Origin of the sequence: Hahella sp. HNIBRBA332 (genome assembly GCF_030719035.1) — a bacterium.
Classification (GTDB): domain Bacteria; phylum Pseudomonadota; class Gammaproteobacteria; order Pseudomonadales; family Oleiphilaceae; genus Hahella.
This window is the reverse complement of the sequence record NZ_CP132203.1, coordinates 3,274,525-3,295,354: the sequence shown is the minus strand read 5'-3', so window position 1 is coordinate 3,295,354 and position 20,830 is coordinate 3,274,525. Positions and strand designations below refer to the sequence as shown.

The following is a 20,830-nucleotide window of genomic DNA, read 5'->3' as shown; positions in this document are numbered from 1 at the left end:
GGATCAGGGTTTTGACGGTTTCAGGCCGTGGCGCAACATGTCTGTCGCAGCCGTGGCGGGGACCGGTTTGCTGAAGTAAAAGCCTTGAGCCTCATGGCATCCCAGTTCGCGCAGCTTTTCCAGTTGCTCAACGGTTTCGATGCCCTCTGCGATAACTTTGAAGCCCATGTGTTCCGCAATCGCCAGAATGGCTTTGACGATGGCGATATCGTCGCTGGATTCACAGATATTGCTGATAAAGGAGCGGTCGATTTTGAGGCGGTTGAACGGGTACTTTTTCAGGTATTCCAGATTGCTGTATCCCGTGCCGAAATCGTCGATAGCGATATCGAATCCCTGTCGCCACAGCGCTTGCAGTTGCCCGCCGCCTTTGGGGTCCATCAGGCTGCTCTCGGTCAACTCCAGTTCAAAGTCATTCGGAGTCAGATGATAGCGGCTGAAAATGTCGACAAAGTCTTCGGTAAAGTCGTCTCTATACAATTGCGCCGGCGAAATATTAATCGCCATGCGCACCCTCGGCCCGATCCTGCGCCAGGCGACGATCTGCTGGCAGACCTGCTCGATCATCCACAGGCTCAAGTCGTAAATGTGTCCATTCTCTTCCGCCAGCGGGATAAAGCGCGCGGGGCTGATAAAGCCCTTGTCCGGGTGATGCCAGCGTAACAGGGCTTCAAATCCAACCAGTGTCTCTTTGTGTATGTCCACCAGAGGTTGGAAGTACACCTCAAACTGTTGATCGCGCATAGCCTGAAACAGCGCCTGAGATAGCCACCAACGCTCGTAGTTCTCCGCGTCCATTTCCGGGATGAACTTTTTCAGCAGGTTGCCGCCTTCTTTTTTGGCTTCCAGTAGCGCCATTTCCGCTTTATTGAAAAGGGTGCGCCATTCCCGCGAAGGCAGGCTGGGTGGCATGTAACCGATGGAGAATTTCAGCAGAAACTCCTGCGAGTGGATCATAAACGGCTGTTGCAGCCGATGCTGCAACAAACGCAATTGGGAAGCGGCCTCGTTTTCCGAGGCTTCCAGCACGACGCCGAACTTTCCGGGCCCGAGGCAGCCCATCAGAATGCCCGGTGGAAAAATCGCAGACATGCGTTCGACCACTGTACGGCTGATCTGCTTTTCGGACATATCGCGATCCAGACTGTTGAGCAGGCCGATCAGGGTTTGATCCAAGTCGATTTCACATACGCCGACACAAAAGGAACTGTCTTTTTTCTTCTTAAACAGAGTGCTGGCGATCTCTAACAAGATTTCTTTGCGCGGCAGGCCGGTGACCGGGTCGTATTGCTCCAGCAAACGAATATTCTGATTCTGAAAGTCATGCAGCTTTTTCAGTTTCAGCAGGTTGTTGACGCGGGCGCAGAGCTCCCGACGATTAAAAGGCTTGCTGACATAGTCCTCTGCGCCGGCTTCCAGTCCCGATACGCAGGAGTCCCTGTCCGCCAGCGCGGTCAGCAAAATAATGGGGATGTGTTTCCAGGCTTCATGAGACTTGATTTCCCGCGTTAGCTCAAAGCCGTTCTTACCCGGCATCATTACGTCCAGGATAATCAGGTCCGGTTCGTAACTGGCGACGGTTTTCAGCGCGTCGCAACTGTTGTTCAGCTCGTGAACGTCACAACCTTCTGCGCGGAAGATATCCGCCAGCAGTCTGGTGTTGCGCTGTTCGTCGTCGACTATTAACAGCCTGCTTCCCTCGAGCTGGAGCATAAATTGTTTTCCATCGCTTGATCTTTAAAGTCTAGTCAAGAATTCCAGCAAATTTAACGTCTCAAATCAGGACTTTTTGTAATAGGGGGCGCTCTCTGATGCGACGGGGAGGAGGTTGTTTTGGCTGGTGAGGCCAACCCAGACTATGTGTGTTTTTTTGTTAATTCCCAGCTTGTTTCTATACTGAGTTTAACGGTTCAAGGGAGTTTCGAGGATATGAAACAACGACCGTCCGACCTCGCGAAAATAGCTGGATGTTCGCTAATGGCGCTATATTCCGCTACTTCATTCGCTGCAAGAGATGATCTGGTGCTGGATATTAAAGGCGCCAGTCTGGAGCAGCTTATGGGGCTTAAGATTTCCACCCTGTCCCGCAAACAGGAATTACTCGCCAGAGCCCCGGCGGCGGTTTACGTCATTACCCGGGACGAGATTCGACGCATGGGCGTCACCCACATTGCGGAAGCGCTGCGCTATGTTCCCGGGCTCGAAGTGAATCGTTTCGAGGGGGGCAAGTGGAGCGTGAGCGCCCGCGGATTCAGTTCCTCCACCACTAACGCCAACAAGATGCTGGTGCTCATCGACGGCCGCAGTATTTACAGCATGCTGTATTCCGGCGTGTTGTGGGAGGAGAAGGACGTCATGCTGGAAGACGTGGATCGCATCGAAGTGGTGCGGGGACCTGGCGGCACCTTATGGGGCGCCAATGCGGTCAATGGCGTCATCAACATAATCACGCGTAATGCGCAGGAAACGCAGGGTGGCGCGGTCACCGCCGGCGTTGGTCTGGAAGAACGGGCGTTGTATCAGCAGCGCTATGGCTGGAGAGTCGGCGATGAGGGGTTCGCCCGCATCTATGGCAAAGGGGTTTATCGGGATAATAGCGGCGGCCTGGGGACGGAAGACGACAGTGAACATCTGCAAACCGGGTTCAGGGTGGATCTGGGGCGCGGCCGTAAGGATGAGTTCACCTTGCAGGGGGATTATTATCGAGGTGAGGCCGATCCGACGGAAGAATTCCACGGCGGCAATCTGATGTTCAATTGGAGTCATACCTTCTCTGAGCAGCTTAGCCAACAATTGCTGCTTTACTTTGATAACACTGTGCTGGAAACCACAGGCCTCGACGATAAGCGTGATATCTGGAACCTGGAATACCAGTTGCGCAACCAGTTCGGGTTTCATGATGTGGTGGCGGGAGTTGGTTATCGGGTGGTGCATGATGAAGTTGTGTCGCCTTCTGAGATATCCGGTTTGAGGCCAGAGAGGCGGAATGATGAGGTCAAGAACCTGTTTATTCAGGATGAAATCAAGCCCTTCGGTGAGAATTTCCGTGTCATTGCAGGAACTAAATATGAAGTGAATGATTACTCCGGTGAGGAATGGCAACCCAGTATAAGGCTTGCTTATGACTTCCAGAACGCTATCGTCTGGGCGTCCTGGTCCAAAGCGGTGCGTGTGCCGACGCGGTTGGAGCACGACTTGTATGCGCCGGGGCTGGAAGGGGCGCAGAGCCTGCTACCGGAACGCGCTAAATTTTACGAGCTTGGGGGGCGCCAATCCTGGAAGAAGTGGACGCTGGACCTGTCCGCCTACTACGGCGAGTATGATGACCTGAGAACGGTTGGAGGCGGCGTTATCGACAACGAGATGTCCGGCGACGTCCGGGGCATTGAAGCCTCGTTGGATTTCAAGCCAAATCCTGTGTGGCGATTACGTTTCAACGCCAGTCACATGGAAATGGATCTGGAGCTGGACTCATCCAGCGACTCGGTGATCAGCGCGGAGAGCCTCGAAGACGCCTCTCCCAGAGATATGGCGCAGTTGATTTCCTACTGGGACATATCGCCCGCCTGGAGTTTAAACGCCTATCTGCGCTACGTGGATCGGATTCAGTTTTCGAATATCCCCAGCTTTCTCGTGGCGGACCTCAGCGTGGTGTGGAAGCCGACTAAAGATCTGCGCGCGCAGTGGGTTATCCGTCATTTGGGGGATCCGCACCCGGAGTCAGTGGGCCCGAATGGCGAGGTGGAATCTGACGCCGCCTTCTATCTGGGCTGGGAGTTTTAGCGGATGTCCTCTCGACAGATGTGCTGGAATTGGGCGAGCGGCATGGCGACGGCGATAATATTGGCGTTTTCCGCCGCCGTGTTCGCGGCCGATGTCGAATATCAAATCAAAGCCTCCTATCTCTACAATTTTATGCAGTTTGTGAGTTTTCCGCAGGAGTCTTTAGTCCACGATGGTCAGATCAAGGTCTGTATCGTCGGCGTAAATCGCTTTGGCGATGCTTTAGACGAAGTAAACGGGGCTAAAGCGCCACAGGGTACGGTCGTCGTCAGTAGCCTGGGACGATATCGACCCAATCTACCGATATATGGCTGCAATGTGTTGTTCCTGTCTTCGTCGGAAGAGAGAGAAACAGAACGCATCCTGAAACTGGTGGATGTGCGCGAAGTGCTGACCATAAGCGAATACTCCCCGTTTATTGCCTATGGCGGCTTGATTGAGCTGTATCAGAAAGATGACAGCATACGCTTCAGAGTCAACGCGTCGCTAGTCACGGAGACCAATTTCAAGGTGGCGGCGCAGTTGGTGCAATTGGGAGTGGAATAACATGCAAGATGCGCAAACGACAGAGGTGAGCTGGTGGCGGCGGGTTAGCATCCGCGCCAAGATGCAGATAGGCGTTCTCGGTTTTGCGCTGTTGCTGCTAGTTATCTGCGCTATCACTCTGACGGTGATGGCGAATCTCTATTTTCATCAGAAGATGCGCCAGGACCTGCAAATGCTTAGCAAGGTGCTGGCGGAGAACACCGGCGCGGCGCTGACCTTCAACGATGCGTCTTCCGCGGGCAAGGTGTTGTCTGCATTGAAAGAAAACACCTCCGTGGAGGCGGCTGCATTGTATCAGAATGGCGGCGGCGTGGCTTTTGCCGAGTATCCGCAATCAGGCGCTGCGGTGGGCTTGGCGGCGATGGCGGGCCAGAGCGGCGTTTGGCTGCGGCGGGAGTTTTACATCACCTCGACGCCGGTGAAGGTGAATGATGAAACAGTCGGATATCTGGTGCTGAAATCGAATCTGCAAGAGTGGGATAAATTCAAACAGAAGCTGCTGACGCTATTTCTGGTGCTGATCGTCGGTATGCTGGCTCTGACGTTGTTGGTGTCTTACTGGCTGAAGTCCCACATTACCCAGCCGCTGGCTTCTCTGTCGGAGTGGGCGATGCAGGTTTCCAAGCACAAGGACTTCAACGCTCGCGCCAGCAAGCGCAATGAGGATGAAATCGGGCATCTGGTGGATAGTCTCAATGTCATGTTGTCAGAGTTGGCGCGGCAGGAAACTATCGTCTCGCTGAACCGGGAACTGGAACGGGAGATTCAGGAGCGCAAAGTGGTGGAGAAAGACTTAATCGCCATGCGCAATCGGGCGGAGGAGGCCAATAAGGCGAAAAGCCGCTTCCTCGCCAATATGAGCCATGAACTGCGAACGCCTCTCAACGCCATCATCGGTTATAGCGAAATGCTGCAGGAAGTCGTGGCGGAGGACGATTATGAGACAGAGGAAATTCTCGATGATATCGGCAAGGTGCGCTCCGCAGGTAAACACCTGCTGAGTCTGATCAACGATATTCTGGATATATCCAAGATTGAAGCCGGCAAGATGCAGATCAGCATTGAGGCGTTCAGCATGGAGGATCTGGTTGATGAAGTGGCAGGCGCGTTGCGGCTGCTGGCGGATGAACGACGCAATCAACTGGTTGTGCGCGGCGCAGCTGAAGTTGGCGTGGTGCACAGCGATTTGGTCAAGGTCAGGCAGATCCTGTTCAACCTGTTGAGCAATGCGGTCAAGTTCACCCAGGACGGCGTCGTAGAGTTGATATGCGAAAGGGAATCTGTAGAAGGGGAGGACTGGATGCTGTGCAAGGTGCGTGATACGGGAATAGGCATCAGCGACAGCGCGATAAAGGAGCTGTTTCGACCTTTCAGTCAGGCGGATCCCTCCACTACGCGGCGCTACGGCGGTACCGGCCTCGGACTGGCGATCAGTCGCTCCTACGCCACGATGCTGGGAGGAGAAATCAGCGTCTCCAGCAAAGAAGGCGAAGGCTCGGAGTTCTGCATACGCTTGCCCACTACGGCTGAAATCAACGGTTCGGAAGAGCGCATCGAGGGCGGAGAGACGCTGTCCTCCAGACCGCCACTGGTTACGTCAGACATACCGCTCCCTGCGCCAAATGTGATGACAGGGGCCAGGCTGTTGCTGATCGACGATGATCCAACGGTGCATGACATCCTGAAGCATCAACTGAACAAGCATGGATTCATGGTCCGTTCCGCGCTCTCTGGCGCTGAAGGATTGGCGCTGGCGAAACAGGAAGATTTTGACGTCATTGTGTTGGATATCTTCATGCCTGGGCAGGATGGCTGGCAGGTATTGCAAAAGCTGAAGTCCGATGCGGCGACGGCCCACATTCCGGTCGTCATGCACACCATTGAGTCCAACGCGGAGAAAGGCTTTGCGCTTGGCGCTGCGGATTATCTGGTGAAGCCGATCAACGGCTCGCGCCTGTTGTCGATCTTGCAGCGCTATCAGAAAAAAGATACCGGAATGAAAGTGCTGTACGTGGATGACGATGTGCATAGCCTGGAACTGGTGCGTGCGTACATGCATGGAACCGGGTGGAGTCTGATCATGGCGGAGGATGGTCGGGAAGGCTTGGAAAAACTGAGTAAGAACCCGGATATTTCTATGATTTTGTTGGATTTGATCATGCCGGGAATGAACGGCTTCGAATTTCTTGAGCAAATCCGTCGCAATGAGAAAACCGCGGATATCCCGGTCATCGTGATCTCCGCCAGGGATTTGACCCAGGCGGAACGCAGCTTGCTGCAACAGCATACCCAGGCGGTGCTGCGCAAAGGCATGTATGACAAGAGCGCGCTGCTGAGCCGCATCAAGGAAGTACTGGAGGAAAGGATGCCGGTAAGTTAGGGGAGAGAGTCATGACATTGCTGCTGATTGTCGAAGATAACGATATGAATGCGGACATGCTCACGCGTCGACTACGTCGGAAAGGATACGAAATCGCGCTTGCCTGCGACGGCGGCGAGGCGGTGACCATGGCGCAGGAATGTCGGCCTGCGTTGATCCTGATGGATTTGAGCTTGCCCGTTATAGATGGCTATGAGGCGACCCGAAGAATAAAAGAGAGCGGAGGATGCGACGCTCCCATTATTGCGCTGACGGCCCATGCTCTGTCGGAAGACCGTGATAAGGCGTTGGCGGCGGGATGCGATGATTACGAAACCAAGCCGGTGAATTTCCCTCGCCTGCTGGAAAAAATCGAGCGTTTTCTGTCGGTGAGTTGAAAAGGCGCTTGGGCGAGGCTCTGAGAAAGGGTGTACGCAGGGCAGGGTGAAAGGTTTGTGGAGGCGGCGATGATCAAAACGACAGATGTTCTGATTGTTGAAGACGACCCGGCCTCCAGACGTTTGTTGCTGGATATCCTGGAAAATGCAGGCTATCGGTGCCAGGCCGTGGATAATGGCGAAGAGGGTGTGCGGCTGGCCTCTGAATTGTCGCCCCAGGCGATACTTATGGACATCAAACTCCCAGGCGTCAGCGGTATAGTCGCCGCCAGCCGGATCCGAGAAGCGGAATCGCTACAGCGGAATCAAGCTAGGAAACGGCCTGTGTTAATCATCGGCATGTCCGCCCACGCCATGAAAAACGATCTGGAGGCCATCGATCAAGCGGGATTCGACTACTTCATCACCAAGCCTTTTAGTTATCGCGTGCTACTGCAGTATTTGCAGGAAAGCCTCGTCATCGACCGGACGGACCCTTGAGCCTGTGTCGCATAGAACCGGGACCCATAAGAGCGTATTACCAATTGTTCATGGAAAATACCCAGGCCGGGCAATATTGTAGGAATAAGTTGCAAATTCCGCTGGAGGCGCCCTGGCTGCGTTCCTCTAACGGGCGCGTCATGGGGAGCGCTTTATGTTTCACAAGCGAATTATTGGCGGAGTGTCCGCCATTCTGGTTACTTTGACCTTAACTACTAACCTGTCCGGCTGCGCCACGAAAGCGGCGCGATATGATTATCAGCCCGGCAGAGACTTTTCCTCTCTAAAAACCTATGCCCTGACGCCGCCCAGCGTCAATGGCGGCGCGACCACGCTGAGCGACGCCCGAATAGAAAACGCCATTCGCCTGTTCATGCAGAACAAAGGTTTTCAAATGGTCGACAAGGTCAAGGCGGATGTCTGGAGCACTTGGCGGATCAAAGAGGAAAAGGAAATCCGCCGCGATGGAATCAGCTATGGTTTTGGCTATGGCATCGCGAGCGGGCGCACCGGCGTCGGCATCAGCCTGGGGACTCGACCGCCGGCGGAAGAAGTGATGCGAGGCAAGTTAGTGCTGGAGATGATCGATCCGCAGAATGCCAATGTTATCTGGAGCGCGGAGGCCGCTCGTCCCTTGAGCGAGGACGATTCGCCAGCGGCGAAGGAAGCGGAAATCCGCAAACAGGTGGGAGAAATGCTACAGAATTTTCCACCGAAAGACGTTTGAAGGCATGAGTGATAGATTGGGCGTCAGACTGACGCTGTATGTGGAATGTGGGTGAGGAGACTTCGATGAACCTGTGCGGACAATTGAATCTGCTAAGTCGCGTGGCGACGCTGTGCGCGCTGCTGCTGTTGGGCGGCTGCGCCGGTTACCAGGTGCGTGGCGATTACGCCGAGGAGTTCGACTTTTCCCGCATCCATACCTATCGCTGGGCGATGGAGAATCGCGACGCTCAGGGTGTAGTGGGATTACGCGAGCAGCGGATGCGTCAGACCGTGGAGCAGGCGCTGCAAGACGAAGGTCTGTCTCCGGCTGAGACGGCGGATGTGCTGGTGCGGGTTCTATACCGCATTGATAACCGGCAGGAGTATCGTCAGGAGCCTGGGTTTGGGTTCTGGCGGCCTTTCTTTTCTCATGACCGCGATGTGGTGGCGCATGACTATCAAATGGGCGTGCTCACAGTAGAAATGATAGAGCCCAATACCAATCGCGTCGTATGGCAGGGCTCTTCATCCAGGCGTATGAGTTACGACCAGACCCCTGAAGAAAAGATCAAGAACCTGGAAGAAGAGGTGCGCGCCATCTTTGAGCGCTACCCGCCGCAGCCGGCGGCGCAATAGTCTTTCCGGTTTCCCCGTCCTGTCACAGTATCCCGCAAGGGCGCTTTCCTTTGATCCCGAGACCGGGAAAATTTCTTTTTCGTGTGTTGTCAGGAAGAGTCACCCATACAGGTGATTCTTTTTCGTTTGTCGCTTTATTAACCTGAAAATGCTGTTGAGAAGTACAAAAATAAACATTAACGAAAGCAGAAGGTAGCGTAATGGAAAAAATAACGCACGCTGTATGTTTGGTCGTGGCAGCTTCATTCTCCACCCTCTCACACGCTGATGGATGCAGCGCCTGGGCGGGTACTTCAGATGGTTATACCGATACCCAACATCCCTTTTTGATGGTGCATGGCATTACTGGTTTCGATACTGTCGGCGGATTGTTGGGATACTTTCACACAGTGCCCATGAATTTGTGCCGCAGCGGCGCTGATGTGGTCATCGCCAGCGTATCGCCGTTCAATGATAGCGAACAGCGTGGCCTGTTCCTGGCGGACGATATTAATAGCGGCGTCTACGGCGATGCGGTGAAATACAATGTTTTCGCCCATAGCCAGGGCTCTCCCACCACTCGCGCCGCCATCACTTTTGACGCTCACGCCAATGCGGAAGGACAGGGGCATATCGCCTCGCTGACTTCCGTGGATGGGGTCAACAACGGCTCACGGGTGGCGGATATGATTCGCGGCGTCATTCCTGCGGACAGTTCGATTGAGGGCGGCGTCGCTGCGGTGGCGAATGCATTCGGCTCCCTGATCGCCTGGATTTCGGGGGATGAGCATTCGCAGGATTCTATTGCGGCGCTGGATTCGCTGACTTCAGTCGGTACTGCGGATCTCAACAGCCGTCACCCCTATGGGACCGCATCTGGGGAATGTGTGGAGGACCGCGATACGGTCGTAACGTATCGCGGCAATGAGATCCATCTGTACTCCTGGGCGGGAAAAAGCGTGATGACCAACATTCTGGATCTGCTGGACCCGTTTCTCTTCACCACCTCATTGGCGTTCGGCGGTGAAGCCAACGACGGTATGGTTTCCGTCTGTTCGCAAAAACTGGGCGAGTACCTGGGCGACTATGACGCCAACCATATCGACGTGATTAATCACGTGATGGGCGTGGGCTCCATCTGGCACAACCCGGTGTCGCTGTACCGCGTGCAGGCCAACCGTCTGAAAAATATCGGACTCTGATCAGTAGTTTGAGCAGTGCGCCCTTACTATGACATGCGGTGAGGGTGCGCTGCGATTTGCCCACCGGAGTAATCGCAACAGGACGTTATAACAATCAGGACGTAATAAAAATAAAAAGGAACCTCGCCATGAAGAAACTCTCCCTCGCCTTGTGCGTCGCAGCTCTCACTGCAGCGGCGTTATTGCTCTTGCAACCTGACTTGACCGAGTCACCCATCGCCGCGGAAGTGAATCCAGAAGGCCTCCAGCCAGCGCAGTCTGATGCGTCTGGCGACGAGCAGGCGTCCAAGCCTCGTCAATCCGACCCGCCAATGACGACGCCAGTATGGAATGGCGCAAACTTCGCCCGCGCCCTGGCTGGGACGGATATCGACGGTGATTTGCGAGTGGATGAGAATGGTCTTTTGATCATGGACATACAGGTGAAGGACTTTTTCGATTACTTCTTCCTCGCTGTCGGAGAGCGTACGCCGGAGGAGGTGGTTGCGGAAATTAAGCGGCGTATCTATGACCGATTGCCGGCCCCGGCTGCGGACCAGGCGATGGGTTTGCTGAACGATTACATCTCCTATCAGGAGCGTATACGAGAGTTGATGGCGGCGCCGTTGGCGCCGGCGGAGAGTCAGAACTATGAATATTACGCATCAGTGATGGAGAGTACATTCGAGCAGTTGAAGTCTCTACGTCGGCAAATATTCGCCCCGGATGTAGTCGACGCATTTTTTGGTCTGGATGAAGCCTATTCCGGTTATGCGCTGGCGGTTATGCAAGTGAAGGCGGACGCTCAGTTGAGCGACAAGGAGAAGGCCAGCCAAGTGGAAGCCTTGCAGCAAAAGTTGCCCGCGCAGATGCGCGACGCCCATCGCCAGGCCGCGCAGCGGGAGAGTTTGACTCGGGAAGCGCGACGCATGTACCGGGAAGGGTACAGCGCCGACAGTGTACGACAAGCTTTGCGAGGGCGCTTTAGCGACGAGAAAGCGGAAAAGATTATTACTTACTATCAGAGGGAAGAGGAGTGGCGCGCTCGTCTGGGTGATTACCAACGGCGCAAACAGGATATCCAGGCCGCTGCGCGCACCGATGCGGAAACCATCGCTGGGCTCACACAGTTGCGCAACAGCCTGTTTACCTCAGAGGAATTGAAGTTGGTGGAGAGTTACGACGCCATTGAAAGGAAAGCCGCGCAATACGATAAACCTTGAATGACGCTCATAGCTTAAAGGCGGCGGCGCTGTTAAAGCGCCACTACCGCTTCAATCTCTATGTCCACCTCCGGAGAGAAAAAGCGGCTCACTTCCATCAGAGTGCTGGCGGGAAAGGCGCCCTGATAATGCCTGCTGAGGCCTTCCCTCACTGCCGCCAGATGCTCAGTGGACTTGATGTAGACGGCCACCTTTAAAATCCTGTCCAAACCGACGCCCTCTGCTTCAGCAATGTGCGTGATTTGAGCGAAAATAGCGTCGATTTGTTGTCCTATAGGCTTGCTGGCGCCACTGCCGTCATACGCCGTCAGCCCGCTGATGAATAGCATGCCGTTGAACGCGGTAGCGTGACAATAAGGCCCAACAGGCTGCCCTAGCGCCGCGTAATTTTGGCGCCGGATCGATGGTTTCTTTTCCATGTGCTGATACTCAGTGTTTGCGCTTTTGCATTAATTAAGAACCCGATTTGCGACCCAATGTGGCGCTCGCCGCTATCAGTTTCTCGGTTATTTTGTTGACCGTGGGTCCCATTGCGAAGGCGATGGTGAAGGCGGTCGGCCACGCCAACAGAAATGCGTGCATCCAGTGCGCGGTGAAATCCCTTTGTAAACCCAGGTTGAGAAAAGTCACCCATGCGCTCATCAAAAAGCTGAGCGCCAAGGACATCGTCAGGCTGTAGAAAAAACGAAATTTTACCGACATAAAGTTCTCCTACTGATTACTAACGGAGCATCAAATCTTCTGGTCAACTTGTGCTTTGATTGACCGGCGTATGCACAACTATTTTCTCAACTTGCGTCAGATTGAGAGCCATATAGCGCTGAGTGTGTTCATGCTCGAAGTGCTGGTCTAGCGCATCTGGACTTGTCCAGGACTCCCAAAGAACGAAGTGAGTGGGATTGGCGGCGTCCTGAAAAATCTGGAAGGTCAGACAGCCAGCTTCTTTCTGTGTGTCTGCCTGCAGCTGCGCCAGCTCCCGGCGGACTGAATCCGGATCGCTTCCTTCTGTAGTGCGAATGTGGGCGGTTAGATGATGGGGCATGTTCGGCCTCTTACTTGTTGCGGTGGGTTGACGTTATTCACTAAGGCGGACATGCTATTGCTATTCAAAAATAGAATATACCGGCATAAATTAAATCTTAAATTCCAAATTTGAAATCATGCTTGATGACTTGGCGTTATTCATAAAAGTGGCGGAACTTGGCGGCTTTTCTAAAGCTGCTGCGGCTGCCGGAGTTCCTGCGCCGACGCTGACGCGGCGAGTGCAGAAGCTGGAGGCCGAACTGGGGTGCCAGCTGTTACATCGTTCCGCGCGACGGTTGCAACTGACTGCTGCGGGACAAAAGGTATTTGATGAATCGTATCTGCACCTGTCCTGTCTCGATAAACAAATGGCGTTGATAAAGAAGGATATTTCAGCGGAAGAGGGCGAAGTCCGAGTGCTGGCCCCGGTGAATTTGGCCAATGGACCTCTGCGTACTTTGTGGGGGGATTTTATGTCCCGTTATCCCAACATTCAGCTGACGCTGCAGCTTAATAACAGGGTGGAAGATTTCACCGGTTCACAAGCGGAACTCGCAGTGCGTGTCGGGCCGCTAGCAAATTCCGCATTGCGACAAAGACTCCTTGGTTCTATTCGCACGGTACTGGTGGCGACACCGGATACCGCCGCGCAAATCGAAGCGCAAGGCGTGGACTTACACCCTGCAGAGCTGGCGCGCTGGCCTTGGGTGGCCTCAATATCCGAAAGTATGCGTCGTCTGCGTCACCGCCGTACAGGTGAGCAGATCGATATTGACTGGCGTCCACGCGCTCACATCAATGATCTTTCCCTGGCGGTCGATATCCTAAAGGCGTGTGGCGGGTGGATGTTATGCCCTGTCTCCCTGGTCTGGGAGGATCTGCAACGCGGCGACCTGCGACAGATACTGAGTGATTGGGAAGGGGCCCACAGGGAAGTGCATGTAGTATGGAACGACCGTAATATCCTGCTTAGACGCACCCAGCTGTTACTGGATTTCCTGACGGAAGAAACCCGGCGCATACCGAGTTTGCTTGGTGAATTGCCTGAAATGGAGAGGATGAACTGAGGTGGAAAGCAGGTGTGGAGTCAATCGGTATGCAAAGAAATAACCCGCTATCGGATGGCTATCAGCCTTCACGGCCTAGCGGGCTTATCCTCGTGTACCGTTAGGTTTACTTATCCTCAGGCCCAACCCAGGCGTGAGGATTCCAGGCGATTTCCCACAGGTGGCCGTCAGGGTCGGCGAAGTAGCCGGAGTAGCCACCCCAGAAGGTGTCTTCGGCGGGTTTGGTCAGTTTGGCCCCGGCCTCGATGGCTTGTTGGATCTGTGCGTCCACTTCTTCCTTGGACGCCAGATTGTGGGCGAGAGTGACGCCTTTGAAGCCTGAGCCATCGTCAGGAACTGTCGCATCTTCCGCCAGCAAGTGACGAGGGTAGAGGCCCAGCCAGGTCCCGTTGAGCGTGAAAAACGCCACATTGGCGCTTTCCGTTGGCATCTTGGGCAAACCCAGGCCGTTCTCGTAGAAGTCCACGGAGCGCTGCAAGTCCTCAACGCCCAGTGTGATCATGCTTATTCTTGGTTTCATTGCGCCTCCATGTACATTGGGAGTGAGCGAATCCGATCAGGATTTCGCTGCGTCTTTCGGGGGGCGGCCTCGTTTCATCGGCCGGACAGGTCGGTCCACCAGATCTTCAATCTGGTTGATGAAGCGGTCTCCGCCTAGTACCAGTTCATTAAGTAATGTCTGCTCGATATGCCGGCGTATCCAGGGCTCCATCTCGTACTGCATGAGATCCAGGAACGACTGCTGACGTTCTTCCGCGTCATCCCCAAGATCGGTATACATGGGATGGTTACGAATCAAACCGAGTTCGTCTTCACCCTTGGCGTGAGCATGATAGCTTGACCAGGGGTATTCCGACTCATTCGGCGCCAGGCCGCGGAACACGGCCAGGGAGTCGATATAGCGATAGCACGTCAGCATATAGCCGGAGGAATCAATCAGGCTGGATTTATAACGGCCTTCCCACAGCGTGCCGCTACGGTGGTAGCGGTGATTCACATACTGCACGTAACGGCGTCCTAAAGACTGCATCATCTGAGGGATGCCGTTTTCAATGTGCGGCGTGACCAGCAAGTTGAACTCATTTTTCAGCAACACGTACGCATGCACGTAGCACTGATATTGTTCAGACGCCTTGCCCACGCATTCAAGGAAGTACAGATAATCCTCTTTATCAAAGAAGCAGGGGAGGCGATTGTGCCCCCGCTGCATGATAAGTTGTGGATGGCCGGTAAGATTAAATCGTGTTTTTCTCGCCATGCGCGTCCAGTTGCACTCCTGTTAATTATTCGGCTGCGTCCGCATCGGCATCCACGTCTGCATCAACATCAGTATCCACCACCGCCTGCGGTTCCGCAGACGCTGCCGCAGCGGCGTCTGCATTGAACAGATAACCGAAGTTACCTTCTTCCGTGGCGCTGATGTGGATATGCTCGATATGTTCCCCGTTCGCCAGTCTGCTCAGGCATTCGGTGGACAGTTCTGGCAGCACGGTGCGGTTCAGTATGTGTTCGATATTACGCGCGCCGGTATCCACTTCCTGCGAACGTGCAACGATGTTGAGCAGCACGTCTTCGTCGTAGGTGAATGCGGCGCCGTAGTGATTGCGTACTCTGCGCGCAATACGATCCATGTTGATGCGACAGATTTTGAACAGATTCTCGTCGTCTAACGGATAATACGTAATCACGTTGGCGCGACCCAAAAACGCGGGTTTGAAGTACTTCAGCAGCTCGTGGCGCATGCTGTCGAGCATGACATCCGGCTCAGGCCTCTCTTCTGACTGCGCGCAGATAGCGCGAATCGCTTCTTCGCCAGCGTTGGAGGTCATTATGATGACGGTGTTCTTGAAGTCGATGTCGCGGCCTTCGCCATCTTTGATGGTGCCTTTGTCGAACAGGTTGTAGAACACGTCCTGCACGCCTTGGTGGGCCTTTTCCATTTCATCCAGCAAAATGACAGAGTAGGGCTTCCGGCGGGCGGCTTCCGTCAACACGCCGCCTTCGCCATAGCCCACATAGCCGGGAGGAGAGCCCAACAGCATGGAAACTTTGTGCTCTTCTTTAAACTCGGACATGTTGATGACAGTCAGGTTCTGCTCACCGCCGAACAGCGTGTCCGCCAACGCCAGAGCGGTTTCAGTCTTACCTACGCCAGAGGGACCAACCATCAGGAAGACACCGATGGGCTTGCGTGGGTCCGTCAGACCCGCGCGTGAGGTGCGGATCGCCTGGGCGACTGCTTCCAGGGCGTGGGACTGACCGATAACGCGTTTTTCCAATTGCTCATGCAGATTCAGAATGCCGTTGATCTCGTCGCTCACCATCTTGCCGACCGGGATGCCGGTCCAGTTGGCGACAACTTCCGCCACAGCTTGCCCATCCACATGAGGCATCATTAATGGCTGGTCCCCTTGTGCGGACGCCAGGGCGGCGAACAAATTCTTGAACTCCACCTGCAATTCGGCGACTTCTTCGTCGCTCAGGCGGTCGCCAGCGTCTTCAGCGCCTTTCTTGGCCTGGTAGTCCTGCTCCAGCCTGTTGCGCACTTCCAGGATCTTGGCGATCAAGTCTTTTTCCTTTTCCCACTGCTCGGTTTGGGCGGCGAGAGAGGCCTCCAGAACGGCTTTCTCTTCGGTGAGCAGATCCAAGGTCTCGTGATATTCGCCGGAGGAGATATTTTCCTGGGAAATCAGGTCGAGGTTAGTGTCGATCTGTTGGATGCGACGACGGGTGTCCTCGATCAATGACGGCGTGGCGCTCTGGCTTAGGGATACGCGGGCGCAGGCGGTGTCGAGCAGGCTCACGCCTTTGTCCGGCAACTGGCGGCCAGGAATATAACGGGCGGACAGTTTCACCGCCTGGATAATCGCGTCATCGGAGATGCGCACATTGTGGTGTATCGCCAGGATTTTCGAAATGCCGCGCAGCATGTCGATTGCGACGGTTTCAGACGGCTCTTCGACTTTCACCACCTGGAAGCGGCGGGTCAGAGCAGGGTCGCGTTCGAAGTATTTCTTGTATTCCGCCCAAGTGGTGGCGGCGATGGTGCGCAGCTCGCCGCGCGCCAGCGCAGGCTTGAGCAGGTTGGCGGCGTCGCCTTGGCCTTCTTTACCGCCTGCGCCGATCATGGTGTGCGCTTCATCGATAAACATGATGATGGGCACAGGAGATGCTTTGACTTCCTCAATAACGGATTTCAGGCGCTGTTCGAATTCGCCTTTCATGCTGGCGCCGGCTTGCAGTAAGCCCAGATCCAGAACATGGATATGTACGCCCTGCAGGGGCTCTGGAACGTCTTTTTGCGCAATGCGCAGCGCCAGGCCTTCAACGACGGCGGTTTTACCGACGCCGGCTTCACCGGTCAGGATTGGGTTGTTCTGACGGCGACGGGTCAGGATGTCGATACACTGGCGGATTTCCGGATCGCGACCCAGTACGGGATCGATTTCGTTGTTCAGCGCTCTTTCCGTCAGGTTGACGGTATATTTCTGCAACGCGCCGCCTTGCGCTGTTGGCGCGGCTGGGGCGCCGCCGCCCGCGGCCGCCTTCAGGTAGGCGCGGCTCTCGGAGGATTGTCCGGTGACGGCTTTCACCGCAGGCAATACTTTTTCCAGGGAGATTTCCTGCAAGGTTTTGACTGAGCTCAGCAACTGGTTGCGCATGGTGTTGTGCGACATGATCGCTGCAAACAGATGCGCGGAGCTGATGAAATTTACGCCCATTTCCACTGACGCCAGCAGCCAACCGGCTTTCAGCGCATCCACCACCAATGGCGAAAAGGGAACCATATCCCGGGGGTTGTCGCGGTGAAATTTGCCTATGGTCTGGCTCAGTTCTCTGCTGACTTTGCCGATGTCGACGCCCAGTTGCTCGAGCACTCGGTCCAGGTCGCTGTCACTTTGCTCCAGCACCTTCAGCAGCACGTGTTCGATTTCCAGTGAGCTGTGACGCTCCTGCTGGGCCAGACGCAAACCATCTTCCAGCGATTTGCGTACGACGGAAGTGGTGGGTTCAATGAGTTGGCGTAAGTTTAACTCAATCATAAGGTTTCCCTTTTCTTTTGTAGTCTTTCTATAGTTCGCTGCATTGCGTGCCGGGATACAGACACGGTAATGAACCGATCTTGTTGTCGTGTTGAAAACAGTTTTGAGTTCCAGCCCAGCAACGGCGGCGCGGTCGGGTGCGCAAGCTGGCTGTTTGGCAGTCGGTCCTGTCGGACTTTAAGCGATAAGTCAAAGTCTAGAGCAACCCCTGCCATAGTTCGAATCAGCTTGTACATGGCCCCCAGGATTTCCGTGCCGGAAACGATGGAAAGGAAACGTGGGTAGTCGATGTCGTCGAAGTGGACGGTGAAACGGTTCTGCACTGACCAGGTCTTTTCACCCAGAATGGCCTGCTGCCCCAGACAGTGATTCACGCCGGGGAAGCGGCTGCCGCCGAGACGGGTTTGCACGTCGTCCGGCATGCGTCGCCATTGTCCACGGAAGTGCAGGATGCTCACCTTCAAGCCAAAATGCTGACGAATAGCTTGCGACAGCGCTTCAGCGGAACACACGCCGCGACTCATCAGACCCGCGACGTTGAAGATATCCCCGGAAGGCTGATAGAACTTGGCGCTGCGCATGCTGGCCAGACCCATCAGCCCCTTGATCATCTCAGCATGGCGGTCGCGGTTATATTTGGGATCAAGCTGGTGATTGGCCTCGAAAGTCAGCGGAATGCGGTACTTTTTCCAGGAGCGGTAAAACAGCGATAGCGTACGGTGGTCCAGTAAATCGAAGAAGTGTTTCATCGACTTATCTTTCTGCCGCAGACGCTGCAATATCAGGTCGCGATAATGGAACGGCAGTACGCCGCGGGAGCCGACCAGTCCCCAGAAATTCACCGCCATTGACCACTGATCGCGAGACGCCAGCGACTTATCTCCACCGCGGGTGATCTTGTCTACAGCGCCGCCCTCGAAGCCCATGCTGGGATTCACAACGAAGCGCACAGGTTCGTTCCTGGGCGGGTAAAATCCGCCCAGGGGAGTGCGAGGTCGCGTATCCTGCGAGTCGAAATGCTCCAGCAGACGCACCAGCTGGAAAAAATCGAACCGCCAGGGGTCCTGCTGCAGCCGTTTGGCTAAATGAGAGGCTGGGAGCCGATTCTCGGTGGCCATTTCTTGAGAATATCCTGTCGCCCTTTGATGCGGGCAATTAATCGGGTGAACGCGTTAATCGAACAATACATGGCGAAGAACCTTTCCAGTATCGAGGCGAACAGGAAGGTGCTGTTGCCTGACATCAGGTTGTCGTCAAAGGTGACTTCGATTTCCACCCCACGGCACACAGTGGTTTTGCCGCCGATAGTGATCGGCGCCGTCATCGGTCGGGTCTGTACGTTGACCACGGCGGCGATGATCGCCCGTGAGGCCGCGCTGTCCTGAAAATCATATAGCGCCAAAATTTCCTTAAGTACGTCAATGGCTTCCGGACTATCGAGCGATAAATAGTTTAATGTCAGATGCGACACTAGGCGCCAGCGCGCGCCATCCCGCAACGGCGGTCGTACTGTTGGCGTCAGGTGGGTCAAAGAGTCGATGCCGCGTAAGGAAACGCCTACGTCCAGACAGGTAAAACGAGGCTGTCCACCGCCAAAGGGCAGTTTCTCCGGTGTATTTCGGTTGAAACACATCACGTCGACGGTCAGGGTCTCGTCGGATAAATTCGCCGGCGCGTAATTCAGGTCTACGAGAGATATTTCCAGCTCGCTGCCGGGCTCGTTGCCAAGCTCGCCGCCGATTTTTGGATAGCGCTGGGCATGCCAGAAAAGCTGGGTTTCTCGACCGATATCAAAGTGGCTTAAGCCATAAAAGGGTTTATATTCCTTTTTCTTGCCATCGCCGGTTAACCCTTGGACGCGGTCGATGGAATACACTTCATAGTTGTCCGGGAAACGCGCGTCGGGAATGATCGGATAGCTGTATTGATCATGCTCGATATCAATGGGCTCAGCGCGGTGTTTGAAAAGGTTGATGATCGGCGTGCAACCCAGGGCGAAGTTGCTGGCTTCCAGATTGCGCTCCAGCTCCGCATGGGATTTGTTCAGATAAAAATACAAATCCAGGTTGGGGCCGAACTTTTCATTCAGGCGCTCGCCAAGTCCGGTCAGGTCGACAAACAGGAATTTTTCCGGGAACACCATGTATTCGGTAAGCAGACGATACCCCGGGAAGGATTGCGGCGGCGTAGGAATCAGCGCCTCATCTTCGGAGAAACCAACCGGTTGCAGACAGCTGCTGTGCAGGAACATGGGGTTGACGTCGTCGGCGCCTTTGGCGGCGACGATCTGCACGCAGTGATTCATCAGCAGCTCATAGAGCGAATAGGCGTATTGCGACTGGCCGCGCAGGAAAAAGCGGATTTTATCCAGCGGCAATTGGCCCAAATCGATTTCCGGCGCAAAGCCTTCCAGGCGTACGTGAATCACCGCGGAGGCGCCTTGCACGGTCTGCGATCCCGGTGCGATGAAAGGGCGCTCCTTGAGGCTCGCTTTGGTGACTTCGACAGGTAGCAGATCCAGGTCGTAACCAGTACTAAATCGACACACCTTATTCTGGAAAACGTCACTCTCCAAACGTGAATGACGCGCGACATGCAATGGCCCGTCAAGGTCTTTCGCCGCTCTGAACTGCACTACCGCCATAGAGGGTATCGGGCGCAGGTAGTGTGGGTAGAGCTGGTCGAGCAGGGCGTCTGAAAGTTCGGAGAAGTCATCCTCCAAACGATATTGAATACGGGCGTTTAAATACGCCACGCCTTCCAACAGGCGTGAAACGTGGGGATCTTCCACCACGTCGCCGGAGATGCGCAAACGACCGGCGATCTTGGGATGTACGCGGGCGAATTCCGCGCCGGACTGGCGCAGGTAAGCCAGTTCCTTCTCGTAATAGGGTAATAATTCGTCACTCATTAACGCGCCTCCTGAACGTTGACGATAGCCGAAATCGGCTCCAGTGAGGAATCAAAGGAGATTTCCTCGGGAGCAGGTTCGGCGAACAACACCGCCTCGATGCGGAAATGCAAGGTGGCGCCCTCCGCCCAGTCCTCATCCAGGGTGATGACCCTGACCGACTTAAAGCGGGGCTCAAACATGGCGATATGTTGTTCCACTGTGCGGCAGAACTGACTTTTACCTTCCGCACTAAGGAAGTTGATAGTGTGCAGGTCGGGCAGGCCGTAGTTGATTAGCGACTCGTCCAACTGACGCAGATTGTCGGATGCGGAGATAGGACGATAGCGCGTGTTGAGGAGGTCCTCAAGATCGCGGCGCACGGATTCGCGGAGCTCGTTGAGCACCTGATGGCGATTCTTTTCCGGTTCAACTTTCAGGTCCGGCCTTTCATCTATCAGCCGGTCCAGCACCGAAGGACGCAGTTTTTGGCTCTTACTTATTTTCGACATCC

The 20,830-nt window shown here is 54.9% G+C and carries 20 protein-coding genes; 10 read left to right on the top strand and 10 right to left on the bottom strand.

Translation table 11 applies throughout. From position 1 onward, the window contains the following. Window positions 1-3 precede the first annotated feature (3 nt). On the bottom strand, window positions 4-1,713 hold the full coding sequence (locus O5O45_RS14525) for a putative bifunctional diguanylate cyclase/phosphodiesterase (protein ID WP_305905928.1): 1,710 nt from the start codon (window positions 1,711-1,713) through the stop codon (window positions 4-6). A 264-nt stretch (window positions 1,714-1,977) separates the two neighbouring features. Between O5O45_RS14525 and O5O45_RS14520 the strand changes: the two genes are divergently transcribed. The 9 genes from O5O45_RS14520 to O5O45_RS14480 all read left to right on the top strand — a co-directional run bounded on the left by O5O45_RS14520 (window position 1,978) and on the right by O5O45_RS14480 (window position 11,293). Next, window positions 1,978-3,783, top strand: coding sequence for a TonB-dependent receptor plug domain-containing protein (locus tag O5O45_RS14520; protein ID WP_305905927.1), 1,806 nt, complete (start codon window positions 1,978-1,980; stop codon window positions 3,781-3,783). Window positions 3,784-3,786: 3 nt separating this feature from the next. Beyond that, a complete protein-coding gene (locus tag O5O45_RS14515) occupies window positions 3,787-4,329 on the top strand; it encodes a YfiR family protein (RefSeq protein ID WP_305905926.1) in 543 nt (180 codons plus the stop codon). A gap of 1 nt (window position 4,330) precedes the next feature. Then, a complete protein-coding gene (locus tag O5O45_RS14510) occupies window positions 4,331-6,709 on the top strand; it encodes a response regulator (RefSeq protein ID WP_305905925.1) in 2,379 nt (792 codons plus the stop codon). An 11-nt stretch (window positions 6,710-6,720) separates the two neighbouring features. Further along, entirely contained in the window at window positions 6,721-7,086 is a 366-nt protein-coding gene (locus O5O45_RS14505) for a response regulator (RefSeq protein ID WP_305905924.1), read from the top strand. 69 nt (window positions 7,087-7,155) lie between these two features. Next, entirely contained in the window at window positions 7,156-7,566 is a 411-nt protein-coding gene (locus tag O5O45_RS14500) for a response regulator (RefSeq protein ID WP_305905923.1), read from the top strand. Window positions 7,567-7,720: 154 nt separating this feature from the next. After that, window positions 7,721-8,293, top strand: a complete 573-nt coding sequence (locus O5O45_RS14495) for a DUF4136 domain-containing protein (RefSeq protein WP_305905922.1) — start codon at window positions 7,721-7,723, stop codon at window positions 8,291-8,293. A gap of 65 nt (window positions 8,294-8,358) precedes the next feature. After that, a complete protein-coding gene (locus tag O5O45_RS14490; RefSeq protein WP_305905921.1) occupies window positions 8,359-8,910 on the top strand; it encodes a DUF4136 domain-containing protein in 552 nt (183 codons plus the stop codon). Window positions 8,911-9,110: 200 nt separating this feature from the next. After that, window positions 9,111-10,091, top strand: a complete 981-nt coding sequence (locus tag O5O45_RS14485) for an esterase/lipase family protein (RefSeq protein WP_305905920.1) — start codon at window positions 9,111-9,113, stop codon at window positions 10,089-10,091. A gap of 128 nt (window positions 10,092-10,219) precedes the next feature. Then, on the top strand, window positions 10,220-11,293 hold the full coding sequence (locus O5O45_RS14480) for a lipase secretion chaperone (RefSeq protein ID WP_305905919.1): 1,074 nt from the start codon (window positions 10,220-10,222) through the stop codon (window positions 11,291-11,293). A 32-nt stretch (window positions 11,294-11,325) separates the two neighbouring features. Here the strand turns inward: O5O45_RS14480 and O5O45_RS14475 are convergent, their stop codons facing one another. Genes O5O45_RS14475 through O5O45_RS14465 form a run of 3 tightly spaced genes read right to left on the bottom strand, consistent with a single transcriptional unit; the run spans window position 11,326 to window position 12,335 of the window. Beyond that, complete coding sequence (locus tag O5O45_RS14475; protein WP_305905918.1) at window positions 11,326-11,712, bottom strand: RidA family protein; 387 nt, start codon at window positions 11,710-11,712, stop codon at window positions 11,326-11,328. Window positions 11,713-11,746: 34 nt separating this feature from the next. Further along, entirely contained in the window at window positions 11,747-11,995 is a 249-nt protein-coding gene (locus O5O45_RS14470) for a DUF2798 domain-containing protein (RefSeq protein ID WP_305905917.1), read from the bottom strand. A gap of 43 nt (window positions 11,996-12,038) precedes the next feature. Continuing rightward, window positions 12,039-12,335: a putative quinol monooxygenase gene (locus O5O45_RS14465; RefSeq protein ID WP_305905916.1), complete on the bottom strand. Its 297-nt coding sequence runs from the start codon at window positions 12,333-12,335 to the stop codon at window positions 12,039-12,041. A 118-nt stretch (window positions 12,336-12,453) separates the two neighbouring features. Here O5O45_RS14465 and O5O45_RS14460 point away from each other — a divergent pair, with 118 nt between their 5' ends. After that, on the top strand, window positions 12,454-13,383 hold the full coding sequence (locus O5O45_RS14460) for a LysR family transcriptional regulator (protein ID WP_305905915.1): 930 nt from the start codon (window positions 12,454-12,456) through the stop codon (window positions 13,381-13,383). Between the two features lie 106 nt (window positions 13,384-13,489). Here the strand turns inward: O5O45_RS14460 and O5O45_RS14455 are convergent, their stop codons facing one another. The 6 genes from O5O45_RS14455 to tssE are packed head-to-tail and all read right to left on the bottom strand — an operon-like array spanning window position 13,490 to window position 20,828. Further along, window positions 13,490-13,903 (bottom strand): VOC family protein, encoded by a 414-nt coding sequence (locus O5O45_RS14455; RefSeq protein WP_305905914.1) that lies wholly within the window; start codon window positions 13,901-13,903, stop codon window positions 13,490-13,492. Between the two features lie 36 nt (window positions 13,904-13,939). After that, window positions 13,940-14,641: a transposase gene (locus O5O45_RS14450; RefSeq protein ID WP_305905913.1), complete on the bottom strand. Its 702-nt coding sequence runs from the start codon at window positions 14,639-14,641 to the stop codon at window positions 13,940-13,942. A gap of 25 nt (window positions 14,642-14,666) precedes the next feature. Continuing rightward, the gene (tssH, locus tag O5O45_RS14445) at window positions 14,667-17,426 is read right to left on the bottom strand and encodes a type VI secretion system ATPase TssH (RefSeq protein ID WP_305905912.1); all 2,760 of its coding nucleotides are present in this window, start codon (window positions 17,424-17,426) and stop codon (window positions 14,667-14,669) included. Continuing rightward, window positions 17,423-18,544: a type VI secretion system baseplate subunit TssG gene (gene tssG, locus O5O45_RS14440; protein WP_305905911.1), complete on the bottom strand. Its 1,122-nt coding sequence runs from the start codon at window positions 18,542-18,544 to the stop codon at window positions 17,423-17,425. Before tssG ends, tssH begins: the two co-directional genes overlap by 4 nt. Next, window positions 18,508-20,337, bottom strand: a complete 1,830-nt coding sequence (gene tssF / locus O5O45_RS14435; RefSeq protein WP_305905910.1) for a type VI secretion system baseplate subunit TssF — start codon at window positions 20,335-20,337, stop codon at window positions 18,508-18,510. Before tssF ends, tssG begins: the two co-directional genes overlap by 37 nt. Next, window positions 20,337-20,828 carry a type VI secretion system baseplate subunit TssE gene (gene tssE / locus O5O45_RS14430; RefSeq protein WP_305905909.1) on the bottom strand — a complete coding sequence of 164 codons (492 nt, stop codon included), beginning with the start codon at window positions 20,826-20,828 and terminating at the stop codon, window positions 20,337-20,339. Before tssE ends, tssF begins: the two co-directional genes overlap by 1 nt. Window positions 20,829-20,830: the final 2 nt, after the last annotated feature.